The 15,079-nt window shown below is 43.1% G+C and carries 13 protein-coding genes; 9 read left to right on the top strand and 4 right to left on the bottom strand.

The window, feature by feature from the left end; all coding sequences use genetic code 11:
* Positions 1 to 18 precede the first annotated feature (18 nt).
* Positions 19 to 1,683: a PucR family transcriptional regulator gene (locus tag E4K67_RS06540; RefSeq protein WP_135545611.1), complete on the top strand. Its 1,665-nt coding sequence runs from the start codon at positions 19 to 21 to the stop codon at positions 1,681 to 1,683.
* 334 nt (positions 1,684 to 2,017) lie between these two features.
* On the opposite strand, the gene E4K67_RS31035 is transcribed toward E4K67_RS06540, so the two are convergent.
* The 4 genes from E4K67_RS31035 to E4K67_RS06520 all read right to left on the bottom strand — a co-directional run bounded on the left by E4K67_RS31035 (position 2,018) and on the right by E4K67_RS06520 (position 7,127).
* Positions 2,018 to 2,869, bottom strand: coding sequence for a methyl-accepting chemotaxis protein (locus tag E4K67_RS31035; RefSeq protein WP_135545610.1), 852 nt, complete (start codon positions 2,867 to 2,869; stop codon positions 2,018 to 2,020).
* A 126-nt stretch (positions 2,870 to 2,995) separates the two neighbouring features.
* A complete protein-coding gene (locus E4K67_RS06530; RefSeq protein ID WP_158408406.1) occupies positions 2,996 to 3,979 on the bottom strand; it encodes an amidohydrolase family protein in 984 nt (327 codons plus the stop codon).
* 72 nt (positions 3,980 to 4,051) lie between these two features.
* Positions 4,052 to 5,665 carry an SLC13 family permease gene (locus tag E4K67_RS06525; RefSeq protein WP_158408405.1) on the bottom strand — a complete coding sequence of 538 codons (1,614 nt, stop codon included), beginning with the start codon at positions 5,663 to 5,665 and terminating at the stop codon, positions 4,052 to 4,054.
* Between the two features lie 286 nt (positions 5,666 to 5,951).
* On the bottom strand, positions 5,952 to 7,127 hold the full coding sequence (locus E4K67_RS06520; protein ID WP_135545607.1) for an MFS transporter: 1,176 nt from the start codon (positions 7,125 to 7,127) through the stop codon (positions 5,952 to 5,954).
* Between the two features lie 394 nt (positions 7,128 to 7,521).
* On the opposite strand from E4K67_RS06520, the gene E4K67_RS06515 reads away from it, so the two are divergent.
* The 8 genes from E4K67_RS06515 to E4K67_RS06480 all read left to right on the top strand — a co-directional run bounded on the left by E4K67_RS06515 (position 7,522) and on the right by E4K67_RS06480 (position 15,064).
* Positions 7,522 to 7,878, top strand: a complete 357-nt coding sequence (locus E4K67_RS06515; RefSeq protein ID WP_135545606.1) for a cupin domain-containing protein — start codon at positions 7,522 to 7,524, stop codon at positions 7,876 to 7,878.
* 147 nt (positions 7,879 to 8,025) lie between these two features.
* Positions 8,026 to 8,451: a DoxX family protein gene (locus E4K67_RS06510; RefSeq protein WP_135545605.1), complete on the top strand. Its 426-nt coding sequence runs from the start codon at positions 8,026 to 8,028 to the stop codon at positions 8,449 to 8,451.
* A 21-nt stretch (positions 8,452 to 8,472) separates the two neighbouring features.
* Positions 8,473 to 9,909, top strand: a complete 1,437-nt coding sequence (locus E4K67_RS06505) for an SLC13 family permease (protein ID WP_135545604.1) — start codon at positions 8,473 to 8,475, stop codon at positions 9,907 to 9,909.
* Positions 9,910 to 10,367: 458 nt separating this feature from the next.
* Entirely contained in the window at positions 10,368 to 11,057 is a 690-nt protein-coding gene (locus E4K67_RS06500; protein ID WP_135545603.1) for a GntR family transcriptional regulator, read from the top strand.
* 557 nt (positions 11,058 to 11,614) lie between these two features.
* Complete coding sequence (locus tag E4K67_RS06495) at positions 11,615 to 12,376, top strand: creatininase family protein (RefSeq protein WP_135545602.1); 762 nt, start codon at positions 11,615 to 11,617, stop codon at positions 12,374 to 12,376.
* Positions 12,377 to 12,394: 18 nt separating this feature from the next.
* Positions 12,395 to 12,751, top strand: a complete 357-nt coding sequence (locus E4K67_RS06490; RefSeq protein ID WP_135545601.1) for a cupin domain-containing protein — start codon at positions 12,395 to 12,397, stop codon at positions 12,749 to 12,751.
* Between the two features lie 60 nt (positions 12,752 to 12,811).
* On the top strand, positions 12,812 to 13,774 hold the full coding sequence (locus E4K67_RS06485) for a phosphoglycerate dehydrogenase (RefSeq protein ID WP_135545600.1): 963 nt from the start codon (positions 12,812 to 12,814) through the stop codon (positions 13,772 to 13,774).
* A 75-nt stretch (positions 13,775 to 13,849) separates the two neighbouring features.
* Positions 13,850 to 15,064, top strand: coding sequence for a LeuA family protein (locus tag E4K67_RS06480; protein ID WP_135545599.1), 1,215 nt, complete (start codon positions 13,850 to 13,852; stop codon positions 15,062 to 15,064).
* Positions 15,065 to 15,079 lie beyond the last annotated feature (15 nt).

The raw sequence follows: 15,079 nt of genomic DNA, 5'->3' as shown, positions 1-15,079 counted from the left end.
GCCTTGGGGGTGGTAATATTGGAGATAACGGTTAAAGAATTGATGCAATTAGGACCGCTTAAAGCCTCGCAAGTCGTTGCGGGTTATCAAAACCTAGACAATGTTGTCAAAGGTGTTACCATTATGGAGGCCCCGGATATTGTAAATTGGTTATCGGGAGGGGAATTACTCCTGACTAGTTTATATTCAACGTCAGGTGGAGAGGTCAACTATCCGGAGTTCATTCAAAAGCTTTCCGCCAAAGGAGTCTGCGCCCTCGCTGTTAAGGTAAGACGATTTGTGGATGATATTCCGCAGGAAATTATTGAGACTGCCAATGAAGTAGGATTGCCCATCATTGAACTAGAAGGCAATGTCCGCTTTGTCGACATTATGTATCCTGTGATGGAGATGCTTTTTAATAAACAGGTTGTTGAACTTAAATATTATAAGGAAGTGCAAGAACGCTTTACCGCTTTGGCCCTTCATTGTGAAGGGCTGGAAAGTATAACGACTACTCTGGCTGAGTTGATTGGGAATCCCGTTGCTGTCTTTGACAAAAGTCGAAAATGCCTCCATACGACAGATGAAAAAATTAATCAGTTTAGTGAAGTGACGGAGCTTTATGATCGCGAATTGTTAAGTGATAAATTCAGCTTTTATCGCCACATGGTCGTCTTCCCTTCCTGTGGAGAAGAACCGATTCCCCAGGTTGTTGTACCCATCCAGGCGCTCAATCAAATCAAAGCTTATTTGACCGTCGCTGAAATTAATAGGCCTTTGCAGGATATGGATTTCATTTGTTTGGAGCACGCTGCCACGGTTGTAACGTTAGATAGAGTGAAGCGGTTTGCGGTTAAAGAAGTGGAACAAAAGTTCCGTAATGATATTATTGAACATCTAATCAGTGGTGAAGTGGAAGTTAATACTCTTTTAGAGCGAGCAAGTCTGCTAGAATGGGATATTAATCGTCCTTTTGTGGTCGTGCTTTTTAATATCAAGCATATTGATGCCTACTTGGCGGAGAAGAAGGTACAACCAGATAAATTGGCCTTGCAAGGGATTAAATCAGAGATTCAGACCATGATTACGAGCCTTATGAAGTTCCAGACCAGAGACTTTATCCTGGGACATAAGGGCGACTCCATCATTGTCTTATGGCCGGTGATTGAGAATATAGAGCAGTTGTTGCAAGATATTAAAAAGACGGGTCTAGAAGTTCAGAATCTAATGAAGAAAAGACTTAAAAAAATCTCGATCAGCATGGGTATAGGAGATGTAGCCGCAGAGATTCAGGATATTCCCCAAAGCTATAAAGAAGCGCAGGATGCAATTCTTTTTGGGGAAATGCTCCATGGCGATAATGTGATTTCTAGCTTCCAAGAACTGGGAGTCCTTCGGATACTTTGTAAGTTTGGTGAACGTAATGCCTTAGAGGAATTTGTGCCAAGACCACTAAAGAAACTCTATGATCATGATCAGACTAATCAAGGAGAACTCCTTAAAAGTTTAAAAGTATTCTTGGAGTGTAATGGGAATGCGAGTAAGGCTGCAAAAGAACTTTTTATTCATTACAAAACCTTGCTCTATCGTTTAGAAAGGATTAAAGATATCACGGAACTTAATTTGGAGAATAATAAAAACCGATTGGAACTGGAGTTGGGACTCAAAATCATGCTCCTGTTGAATCAGACGAGCGAATAGGTGATTTGTACTTAAATGATTATAGAAATTTAATCGCTCTTCCTGATGGAAGGAATTAATGAGATGAGAGTTTTGGTTAATTAGTTAATTTACTGTAAGGCCCCGAGAAGAATGCAACGTTAATACTTGATGGGATCGGTTTAGAAAAAGAAACACAAGACAGCTTTGCGCAAGTCTTGTGTTTCTTTTTCTAAACAGCGTGGATGACCATAGGTAATCAAGAAAGCGGCGTACGTTATTACAAGCTATGTATCCTCGCCCATCCTCCAATTCATTGTCTTGAACTGAACTCCAGAAAAGGTCGGACTTGTAGAGTTTAATACGATGGTTTCAGTTAACCCTTAACAGAAAACATCTCATCAGCAACAGCAGACAAATCGGTGGCCATGGCGGCCAGGTTCTGGCTGGATGCCGTCAGTTCCTGGATCGTATCTGATTGCCGGGATACAGATGCTTCAAAAGAGCTGGTACTCTCTCCCAATGCTTGGATAGACTTGTTGATTTCCTGCAAAGACTGGGTAATCTTCTTGACTGATTCGGCACTTACGGCGGCCAGCTTTCTCACCTCCTCCGCCACAACGCTGAACCCTCTGCCGGATTCTCCCAGCCTGGCTGCTTCTATGGATGCATTTAATCCCAATAAATTCGTCTGTCTCGCCACGCTTTTAATGAAATCCACGATTTGATCAGTTTGAGAGACAGCTTCACTCAAATTTATTTGTAATTGCTCTAATCTCTTGCTGTTGTCTGAAATCTCCATAGCCTTTGTATATAACTCCATCATGCCAGCGCTGAACTGTTGAGCGGAGCCGGCCAGCTCACCAGCAAAGGTGTTAATCTTCTCTAAATTAGTAATGGGCTGGGTCATAACTATGCAACCCACGACTTTACCTCCATCCTTGATTGGGGTGGAACAGTTGATAAAAGGTACGCCGAAGGGGGATTCATCTTTCCTGAACACTTGAACAACTTGTTCGCCCGACTTTAGGCAGCGGGCCACTGGTCCGTTATTGACTTTGAGAGTATCCCCGGCTTTTGTTTTTAGGTCCAACGATTTGGCTGCAACATAGGTCAAAATGATATCATCCTTGATGACAGAAATACCCATGTCCTGACCGGTTATATCTTTCAAAATGGGTGCTAGTTCTTTCATCATTTCCAGAACTTCTCCGCCACTTCGTTGCATCAGTATCACCTCCGAGAGAAATTTATCAAGCTCCCCTCCGGTTGTTTTAGCCGGTTTTGTTCAGATTAGTTTGAGCTGATGGCCTGGCGGGTGAATGTGTCACACAGAATGTTCATTTCCTTTGCTTTACTTGTCAAGTTTCAGCAAGTGCAACAAATTGCCGCCCAAAAAAGCCTCTTTGTCCGCAGCCGAAATATCCAGGTTGCGCACACTGTCTAAGTAATATTTGATATCTCGGCCTGTGTGTATTTCAAAGGGGTAATCACAACCCCACATAAGTCGGTCGTGACGAACCGTCATCATGGCTAGCTTGGTTATGGGTTCCCAACCACTAGAGCCAGCTCCGTCCCAATAGAGTTTGTCGAAAAGTTTGTCAAAGGCTTTCTTATATCCCAATTCATCAATTTCTAACATAGTTTTAGGCAACGGCTTGATTTCTTGGGGCACGGGAATACCCAAATCTTCCCGAGGCTCAAAAAACATGTTCATGCGGCCTTTCATAGCTAAGGTACTGCCACCAAAATGGGGCATCACGAATTTAATATCTGGAAAATGAGGATAGACATCGTAAATGATCCTCAAAAAGGCCTTGTTCTCATCAAAACCACGTCCTATGGCCCGGTTGATCGTGCAATCTAGTTCAATGCCATATGGTTTTAGGTGGGGATGTAAGAAGATGGGCACATCCAGCTCACAGGCTTTCTGAAACATGGGCCACATCAAATCCTTGTTGCTCATGTTCACGTCGGCCCCCATAGAGGTAAGCATGGCAATACCCTGAAACTTTAATTCTTTGATCATGTATTCCATCTCAGCCACAGCCGCTTCAGCATTGTCTTGGGGGATGCATCCCGCTGCAAGGAGACGATCCGGATGACGGATCAGGTCTTCGGCAACTGCCTCGTTAATCCGGCGGCACAGTTCGGGCCCACCTGTATTCCATTGGGATAAGCTCAAGAGGGTCATATCAACACCGGCTTCATCCATATCTCTCAAGTGAGCATCTAGCTGGTGTAGGCGAACATTGAAGGTAAAGTCATTCTTACTGTCGACAACTCGTTTCGAGGGTCCATAGGGATCGGAAAATTCTTGGTAGATTTTCAGTGGCATGTAATGGTGGTGCATCAATAATTTTCATAGATAATACCTCCAAGAAGGTTGTTTTTTGGCCATTGTTGGTCGTTATTTAGCGAGGAAGGGGAAAAGCCAGTTGGTCCAGTTATAAATAACGAAGGCGGTAATCGGAATAGAAAATAGGCTCAAGACACTGCCCACTTTTACAAACTCCGTAATTTTAAGACCGCCGCTCCCGTAAACTAGGGCCATTTGAGGTGCTGCAATAGGCATGGCATAAGATTGCTGACAGGCGATTGCGACGGTCAATCCTATGGCCACCGGGTTTAGCCCGACTGCCAGCGCAGTAGGAACCGCGATGGGAATAAGCATGGCGATGGCCGGAACGTTGGGCAGAAACTGAGTCAGTGCTACGCCGATGGTCGTAAGCCCAAGGATAACCATCCAGGGTGAGGAACCAGCAAAAACATAGGAAAGCTGATTGGCGCTCCAGGCGAGGAGTCCCACATCCTTGGCATTCATGGCGTTGCCTAAGGCAAAGCCCGTGGTGACGATGATAATGGCTCCCCAGTTGACCTCACGCTCTGAATTAGTCCAGTTGACTGTAAACTTTCGTTCTTTCCAGTCGGTAGGTAGCAAAAAGGCGAGTAATGCGGCAAAAAGGGCCACGATCGTTCCATTGAGGACTGTATCAAGATATTTTGTCAAAGCGGCGTCTTTCCCCAAAATCATGGATGCCACGCTGGGCACTAGCCATAAGACAATGGCTGTGATCAGTACGATCAACCCATTGCGTTCTCCCACAGTCAGAGGTCCCATGGCCTTCAGTTCTCGTTCTGCATATTCCCGGGCGGACCCCAGGTTTTCCAGCTTCAGGTTGAAAATGCCACGGAAGTAAAAGATCATGATAACCAACATTACAATGCCGAAAGGAATACCAAACGCCATCCAGTCGCCAAACCGAACCTGATATCCAGTTAAGGAAGCGATCAGTCCCATGGCTAAGAAATTTGTATTAGGAGAGCCGATGGGTGTCATGAAACCACCCGCCTGAGAACCATAAGCTGCGCCAAACTTCATGGCCTTAGAAAAGGGGTGAACGTTATTGATGTTCAACGCTTCAGCAACGCCGGCGCCAATGACCAAAAAGAGCATCGTGCAGGCGATGTTGGATAAGAATGCTGAAACGATGGCAACGGCTAACGTATAGGTGAATAGCAGGGCAAAAGGGCTGACGGAGGCCACTTTGCGGGATAGGATCCATAAGGCCATGCGCTTTGTGAAACCATGTTGCACCAGTGCTCCAATAAATATATAGGCGCCGATCATGAGCCAGTTGTTTTCATGCCCTAGGACCGCGAGAAAATCTTTAAGAGGAATTATACTCATGGCCGGAATCATAATGAATGGAATTAAACCTGCAGCGGGAATGGGAATGGGTTCGCAAATCCACCAAGTAATGGTCAAAGCCGTGATGGCTAAAACTTCCTGGGCCTTGAAGGTCAATCCAGCAGGTGCCGGCATAAGCAAAATGATCATGAACAGTAATGGCCCCAGCCAGAGGCCGATCGAACGCCGAGCCTTTTCAAATTTTATTTCGGCAGGACTATAGCTTTCTTTTAACTCTTCGAAACTTTTCCATCCTGAACTCATGTCTATTTTGGATTTGGGTTGTTCACTCATAAATACACCTCCAATTAATTTAGGCGTGGAGCATTTCATGAACGCCTCCACCGTCACTTTGCTTAGGCTTGACATGGCTAGTTTGTAACTTCGTCAATGAATAATAAGATATTCCTTTACTACTCCTCCTTTCGGTTAACTAAACTTTATTGATTCTATTTTAACCCCAAACTTCGATAAATGAGCTTGGCGGGGATTACTTTAATAAGCTGTTGTATATGGAAAAACGTTGATCATTAAACAGCTCTATTAATGATCCAGTAACCAATATGTTCAGTTTAATAGCAGAATCGGAATAAAGTGACTCAAGGACTACACGTTATTGTTAAGAAATATTAGATATCGTCGTTATGGGAGTAGGGCGGAATAACTCCCGTTTTGATATTAGGAGCACCATGGCCGATAAGGGGAACATGGTAAAAGTAAGATAAATAGCCTCATATCCCCAATACTTGGCAACATATCCCGCCAAAATGGCCCCGATGCCAATCCCTAAGTCAAAGAAGGTCCAAATAGTTGCAGTTGCTTTGGCCTTGTTGTGAGGTGCCAATTGGATGGCAGCAGCCATCATCAAGGGATGAATGGCACCAAAGCCAAGCCCCCAACAGACGGCGGAAGCCAGCAGTCCGGTTAGAGTATTCAAACGGCACAAGAGCATCAAGGCCATAACCGTTGCCATCAGTCCCGCCAGTGAGACAATGTAAATTCCCTTCCGGTTGGCCAAGCGCCCCACAAAAGGCCTCGTCAATACCAACACGGTTGCAAAAGTGGCAAAGTACAGACCCAAGTAGCTAATCACTCCCTTTTCACCGGCATAAAGAGGCAAGAAAGGAACGATGGCACCTTGAATCATGGTAGCGCAGAAGAGGATTAGCGACGGAGCTAATGCCGCTTTCTCCAGCAAATTTAGAATGCCGCCCTCTGAAATGTCCGTCTTTTTTGGAGCCTTTACTCTCAGCATAGTCAGAGCGGCCATGACACTGAAGGTCATGGAGCAGAAGAACAGTTTGCCGAATGTAAAGCGGGAAATCAAATAGATCCCTAGTCCAGGGCCTATAGCCATGGCAATATTCTGGGATAAGGTGAAATACCCCATTCCCTCGACCCGTCGCATGGCAGGGATAGCATCGGCTGCTACTGCAGATGTGGCTGTAGTCGAGATACCCCAAAGAGCGCCATGTCCAATTCGTATGAGAAAAAAGACAAGTAGAGATGAAGAAAAATTGTAACAAATGGACAAAAAACCAAAAACTAACAGCCCTAAAACAGTGATAGCTTTAGCCTCAGGGCGTTCCATCAATTTTCCAGATATAGGGCGCAAAAGGACCGCTGAAAAAGTGTAAACACCCACTACAATGCCTACAATTGCATCGTTATGGAAGATCTTGCTGACGAAAAGGGGGATCGTAGGAATTAAAATTTGAAAGGATATAAAAATGAAAAAATTCACTAGCCAAATTAGACAGAATTCCCTGTTCAAGATGCGTTCTGATGATGGCATGTCTTTTCTTTGCTCCCTTGCTCAGTATTAATTCAGCATGCAATAGTGACCCTGATTAGGGACTTTACTATAAACACAAATAAAGAGAGCTATCGCATTCAGATCTGTAAACGTAATTGTGCTTGTAATAGTCACACAGGATTCCTAATATATGATATATCATATATTAGGAATCCTGTAAATCATTTGTTTCAAGATTTCAAATCTTTGTGAATTTTCTTATTGACAGGATTAATGGATAATGCTAAATTAAAGTCGTCATCATATATCGTATATAATATACGATATATGATGAAAATCCTTCTTCTCACTTATGCCAAATAAATCACAAGGAGGGATAAAGTTCGTTTAATCTTTAAGCCCATAGACTAACAATTGATAGGTAGGTAAAATCATGTTTAAAAAAGTAAACGTTATGGAGGCTCATTTTGAACAGGCGACGGGTCGAGTAGTGGCCGAACTCCTATCGGCAGCAGCAAATGGTGCGGAGAAAGTAACTTGTCGAGTAGTTAGTATTTTGCCTGAAACTAAAGGTGGTTCCAGAAAACCGCATATTCATCCAGACGTGGAAGAAGTCATCTTCGTACTGACTGGAGAAGGACGGGTATGGATCGAAGGCGAAGAGATCCTAATTGAGAAGGATGACCTCATCATGATTCCGACTGCAGTGCAACATAGGATTATTAATTCTAGTGAAGCTGCCTTAGATTTACTCTGTGTATTTCCTGCAGCCGAGATTCCAATCCCCTAGTTTAAATAATGTTGCCTCACGGATGCATACAGGTTGAGTGGAAGCAAATAGCTGAGTATAGGTATCAACTACGAAAATACGATGAGTAAGCCCAAACACGATAAAATCTTTAAATCTTCAAGCAGGGTAAACAAGGAGGAAATACAAATGTCCAATTTTGTACATTTTTTTTCTTTTGCCGGAAACTGGTCTGAGGCAGTATTATTTATTGTTCGCATCATTACGGCAGTTATATTTGCTTCGCACGGCTGGTTTAAGTCTTTTGGTAAACAAAAGTTTCGCGGATCGGCGGATCGCTTTGCTGAGCGCGGCATTCCCTTTCCTTTATTCCTATCATATGTAACTTCACTAAGCCAATTAATTGCAGTACCTCTCTTAGTGCTAGGTTTTCTTACCCAGTGGATTGTTTTGATACTTGCGATGGAAATGCTTGTTGCCGTTTGGGCTAAATACATGGACACTCACGCAATTTTTGATGGCATGGATTTGCCATTAAGCGATTTGGCAATTTGCATGATGCTTTTTGTACTGGGACCAGGTGCTTTTTCAATTGATGCTTTGATTCGAATGTAAATTGAAGGGGGTAAATTGAAGATGGAAAATCTAAATCCGGTCCCTGTGCAAGAAAAAAGCGTTTTATCAAAGGAAATCTATGGATTAGTTGGGGCAATTCTTTTAGGTCTTATTGTCTGGTTCTTTTCCGCCGGTTTGAGCCCACAAGGGCGCATGGCTTTATCATTAACGATGGCGGCTATTGTAATGTGGGTATTTGAGGTCTATCCCGTAGAGATAACGGCTGTCTTATTAAGTACGTTCTTTGTCTTCATGGGTGCGGCCAACCCAGTGGATGCTTTCTCTGGATACGGAGATTCCATCGTTTGGTTTATCTTTGCTGCGTTAGTATTTGGCACCGCTGTTGAACAGTCTGGCATTGGCAAAAGAATTGCGTGCACTCTCATGCGTTTTTCTGGTTCTTCCTTTAAATCCATGATGGCGATCATCGTCGTTGTCGGTGCGTTGTTATCTTTCTTGACTCCTGCAGGGGTAGAGCGGCTCTTAATCATTTATCCTATTGCTCTTGGTGTTGCTGCAGTGTTTGTCAAAGGAACTGTGAAAGGGACAAATACCGGAAAATTGGCTATGGCGATTACTTATTTGGCAGGAAATACTTTCGGTTTTGGCATCCTGACAGGGATTGCGGTGAATATTCTTGGGGTAGGGATTATTAAGCAGATCTTAGGTATAGATGTGTACTGGTCGCAATGGATTACCTGGTTTGGCGTTCCAATCGTAATTACGACCCTCATTTCCATTTTTGTCGCCTGGAAGATCTTCCCGCCAGAGGATTATGTCTTACAATCCAGAGAGCAAGATGCGAGCAAAGAGTTTAGTAATTTAGGGCCGATAACGGGTGTCGAAAAACGGGCTTTGCTTTACTTGTTGATTATTTTGGGGTTATGGGCTACCGACCGTTGGCACCATCTTCCTTCTTGGGGTGTGGCCATTTTTTCAGCTGCGTTATTCTGCGGTCCAGGCTTTGGTGTGATTACAAAAGAACAATTAAAGAAGATTCAATTCTCAATTGTTATTTTCTCTGGCGCAGCGATTACGATTGGCACCGTATTAGGCAAGACCGGAGTAGCTACTTGGATGGGTAAGGCTTTATTAGGCACTTTCATCAAACCAGATATGAGCCCACAGGCGATGGGAGCAGTAACCTATTTGGTTGGTGCAGTCGCCCACATTCCTCTAGTTGAGAGTAAAACTGCTGCGGCAGCCTTTACGCCAGCAGTAGCTGCTTATTTTAAATCTTTAGGGGTGCCGGCCCTTGGCCCTTCCCTTATGTCAATTATCAGTGCGGATACCGTTGCCTTTTTCCCTTATATGATGATGCCCTTTCTAGCTTTGATGGGGTTGGGCTATTTTTCCACGAAGGACTCCATCAAGCTTCTTTCTTCTTATACGGCAGTGGCGATTTGCGTGCAGGTTCTTTCCTGCTTTACCTGGTATCATTGGATTGGACTACTCTAAGATTTCTAGCCCGTAAAGTAATGGCATAAGAGCTACCGTTTATTATACGGGGCTTGTCAAAATGTCAGAGTTTTATGGGCCAACGCTCTTTTCATTGATCATTATAGAGTGTGTAGGATTTAAATGGCTGGATATGTCCAAAATTGGCGGGTAGGAGCGCTCCCTTTTTAGGAAAATTTTCTTGTATTTACCGAAGCAAATCGACGCTAATGGCGCATGGTTCTGAAGAATATCTGAATAAACAAATGGTCAATACTTTATCTGTTTATTATAATTCGGTTATGAATAGTTGTCGGCTGAAGTCTCTGAATTTTATATAGGTCGAGTGGTTTAGGTATCTCTTTCTATATTGTCAAGGCAATCTCACTATGAAATAATCTTCAAATAGATGGCATTGAAATATAATATATGATATATTATATAATTAATATCAGAGACTTCGAACGGGAGATGAGTATGTGCCTATTTTTAACACGCAAATTAACTGGAGAACAAAAACAGAAATGATTTACAGTACGCTACGTGAAGCGATTATGTCGGGAGATTTAAAGCCAGGTGAGCGAATCGTTTTGAGCAAAGTGGCAAGCGATCTTGGTGTTAGCACGATTCCTGTTCGTGAGGCAATTAAACAACTGGCATCCGAAGGGTTGATTGATTTATCCGCCCACAGCGAAGCTACCGTCAGTCGTCTCTCCGAAAAGGATTTTCGAGAGTTAACAGATATTCGGGTTCTTCTAGAGTCTTATGCCGCGAGGTTAGCAACTGAACGGGCTACTCCTGAATTTATCGCAGAACTTAAGGAAGAATTGGCAGAAATGCAGGAGTGCGTGTCGCAACTTGATTATAAGTGTTACGGAATCATGAATCTGAATTTCCATCGAACTATCTATGCATTCTGTGGGAATGAACAGTTGGAAAAGATGATCGATTCGATTACCGTGCGCACCTATCGGGCCCGCGCTATTTTTTCCTATAACCAATCCCGTTTAAGGGAATCTTTTGCCGAGCACCAAGCCATCGTAGAGGCCATTGTGGCTGGTCAAGCAGATCGCGCAGCTGAAATGGTGGCTGCCCAAACTCAGATTGGCTTAAAATTATTCTTGCAATACTCGTTGAATGTACAAGATCAGCAAGTTATGGGCGATTAAGGGTATTTCTTCTTTTTAAGAAGGTTTTTCAGAAAAAAGGTAACCGTATCTATGGTACGGTTACCTTTTTTCTGAAAATGAAGGAGAGAACTGTGAGATCTATGGGAGCTATGCTTTTGTCATTGGTCAAAAAAGAGATGTTAACCGCTTATTTTCTCTACTGCAGATAATCAAAGAAACACTGGAGATCTATCTAACTTAATGGGGTAAAGGAAGAGTTCGGGTGATGGTAATTGCTCAACGGTGATTGTAAAAACGCCCAGTGGTATCAAAAATGCAACCAGTAAAGTTAATCTTAGCGACGAGGATTGGAGTTTAGAAAATAAGCAGAAAAGTGAAAAGATAGGTTGACAAATATGCATAAAGTAGTAAACTATGTATGATATATCATATACGATATATCGTTGCGTTTAAGCAACGAGAAGTTGTTTAAATAAGTATGTTTGGAGGAGGACGTATTCACTAGAAGGTATTTCTCACTTTATACAGGATATATAATGTATGATATATTGCGCATTATATAGAATTAAAAAATTGTGAACATTGGAGTGATTGATTTGCTAGGTGCTAAAAACAACTATTTACTCGAGATAACCCAACCTGAGGCAGAAGAAATTCTTAAGCGTTCCCAACTGGTGATTATTCCTACAGGTAGCGTCGAACAACATGGACCCCATCTTCCCTGTGGTACAGATCATTATGCCATTATGGCTATTGCCCGCAAAGTTGCTATAGGACTGGACGGTTTATTATTGCCATTTAGTCATACTGGGGTCACGCCTTTTCATGCTTCTTTTGCGGGCACGTTAACTTTGAGGCAGGAAACTTATGTTAGCCTACTTACTGATACAGCAACAAGTGTCATAAGGCATGGCGCAAAAAAGATCGTCTTTGTCAACTGGCATGAGGGAAATACGACTTCGATTAATTATGCAGCATCCCAACTTCAAAAAGATTATCAAGTAAGCTGTGTTGTAGCTCAAGCCTGCTACATAGCAGAACAACTTTATAAAGATGAAGCTGACTTAACCCATGCTGGAGCCTTGGAGGTTCTTCCGGTGCTGGCTTATTGCCCAGATTTCGTTAAATTGGATAGGGCAACAAATCCATCTCCCTATGAGGTAGCCAAAGAAGTAGATGCTTTGCGGCGGTCCAAGTCAGTCTACCCACTCTTAAAAGATATTCGGCAGATCGCACCAACTGGTTGGTATGGAGATCTGAAAATCGTGAGTCAGGAGAAAGCGGTGGAACTGGTAGAGCGTGTGAGTGCTGAAGTGGTTCGGGCGACTAAACAAGTATTTGAGCGCATGGAAGAGTAGAAAAGAGGCTAGAAAAAGGTGTTCACGTTAGTCAATATTAATCAGGCAAAATTTCAGCAGGCTACTGGCAGAATTGTGGCAGAGCTTGCCTCTGCTGCAGTGACAGGTGCAGAAGGGGTCACATGCCGGGTCGTAGAGATTTTTCCAGAGCATGAGGGTGGGGCTCGGATGCCCCATACGCATTATGATATGGAAGAAGTAATTTTTGTACTTGAGGGGCAAGGGAAAGTTTGGGTGGAAGAGCGAGAAAGGGTAATTTCGAGAGATGATTTAATCGTAGTGCCTATGAAAATGAGGCATAGAATTATTAATCTAGGGGATAAGGCCCTCCGACTTTTATGCTTTTTTCCAGGAGCTCAAGTTGAAATACCTTGATTTGTAAATTTAGCATTAGCAATTGTAAGTAACAAACTTCAGAGAAAAGAGGGATTTGCGTTGGTACAATATACTATCCTATCGACTTCTCCAACGTTTACTAGGTATTCAGGCAGAGCTGCTAGTATATTAAAAGAAAATAATTGCAGTCTGGTCATGATTCCTCCGAATGATCTGCGTCAAAGGACAGATTTTAAAAGTGTTTTATCAGAAGCCCATGCTTGGGTGGTCGGTATTAACAAGGTGTATGCAGAGGATCTGGAATGTGCTCCTAACCTTAAGTTGATTATCAAACATGGTACCGGTGTTGACAGTATTGATCTTAAGGCAGCGGCGGCAAAAGGAATTACCGTAGCCAATGCCCCCGGGACCAATGCTAACTCAGTAGCCGATTTAGCTTTCGGGTTCATACTAGGCTTGGCCAGACAAATTGTCTCGGCGGATAAACGCACTCGTGGGGGATTTTGGGGTCCGATTATGGGACAGGATGTTTTCGGAAAAACGATCGGGGTTTTAGGACTAGGTCAAATCGGAAAAGGGGTCATTCGTCGAGCCAAAGGCTTTGGAATGAACGTATTGGGTTATGATGTGGTCCATGATGAAGCATTTGAGGAACAATATGGAGTTAGAGCTGCAACTTTAGATGAAATTATGTCCAGCTCGGATTATATTTCAGTTCATTTGCCACTCTTTGAAAGCACGAGAAATATCATTGATCGTGAGCAGCTTGAAAAAATGCGCTCGACAGCTTTTATAGTTAATACGAGTCGTGGCGGAGTGGTGAATGAAGCGGCTCTCTATGACCTGTTAAGTAAAAAGAGGATAGCAGGAGCAGCTTTAGATGTCTTTAAAACAGAACCACCTACACTGTCGCCATTTTTTGAATTGGATAACGTCATCGTTGCACCCCATATGGGAGCCTATACTGAGGGGGCTATGGGAGCCATTAGCGAAATCGTATCTCAAAGCATTGTGAATGTTATAGATGGAAAACCGCCTATGTTTGAAGTTAAATCTAACTAAACTTAACTTAACTAATATCATCCTATTCAGTAAGAGGATTTTGATAGTAATAAAAAAATAAGGAGGTAAAGTAGAATGAACGGAAAATGGTGGACTGAAGACTGGTGGGTTAGTGAATATAATTACAATACAGAGGTGACCAAGGATTTCCATCTTCCCGAGAAAGTCGAAATTCACGATGCGACCCTACGTGATGGTGAACAGACTCCTGGCGTAGTGTTTACGAAAGACGACAAAGTAAGAATTGCAGAATTGTTAGCGGAAATCGGGGTTGATCGGATTGAGGCTGGAATGCCAGCGGTGTCTAAGGATGATGCCGAAGCGATTCGAGAAATTTCTAAACGAAATTTAGGACCTAAGATTATGGTGTTTTGTCGGGCAATGCGGGAGGATGTCGACCGCGCTGTCGATTGTGGAGCAGACGGGATCGTCCTTGAAGCACCCAGTGGATATCCAAAGCTTAAATATCAATTTGCCAGTAAATGGACTGAAGAAAGTTTAACCGAAGCGGTTATTAATACCATTAACTACGCGAAAGAAAAAGGTCTGTATGTAAACTATTTTCCCTTTGATACGACCCGAGCTGAACTTCCCTTCCTAAAAAGACTTTTGACCAATGTTACGGCTCACTCAAAGCCCGATTCGATGACCGTTGTCGATACTACTGGCTCAATTACTCCGATGGCTATGCGTTTTCTAGTCAGACAAATTAAGCAAACCATTGATTTACCCCTTGAAGTTCATACTCATAATGATTTAGGGTTAGGCACAGCAACCACTTTTGCGGCGGTTGAAGAGGGAGTGCAAGTCGTTCATAGCTGTATTAACGGTCTCGGTGAGCGAACCGGAAATACTGCTTTGGAAGAGATTGCGATAGGTCTAAAGATTCTATATGGCATGAATATGGAGAAATTCAACTTTAAAAAGCTGGGAGAGCTTTCCAAACATTTAGAAAGAATGTCCGGTAAAAAGTTGGCTCAGAACAAACCCGTGGTGGGAGTGTTGCCATTTACGCGTGAAATAGGTTTAGGTATGAAAGTACTGCAAGATTACCCAACAGCTATTTTCCCGTTTTTGCCTGAGTTTGTAGGACAAGAGATGAAAATCGTAATGGGGAAGAAAAGCGGCAAGGAATCGGTGATTATGAAGCTTGAGGCAGTGGGCTTACAGGCGAGCGATGAACAATTACAAGAGATTGTTCATCGTACCAAGGAAGCTGGGATCGCGAAACACGATTGGCTCGAAGATGACGAATTTTTGGAAATAGCACGACGAGTATTAGGTTGTTAAGGCAGTTTGGTTTGT

Source organism: Desulfosporosinus fructosivorans (assembly GCF_004766045.1).
In the GTDB taxonomy this organism is placed as follows: Bacteria; Bacillota; Desulfitobacteriia; order Desulfitobacteriales; family Desulfitobacteriaceae; genus Desulfosporosinus; species Desulfosporosinus fructosivorans.
The sequence above is the reverse complement of the archived record's forward strand: the minus strand, read 5'-3'. Positions and strand labels throughout refer to the sequence as shown.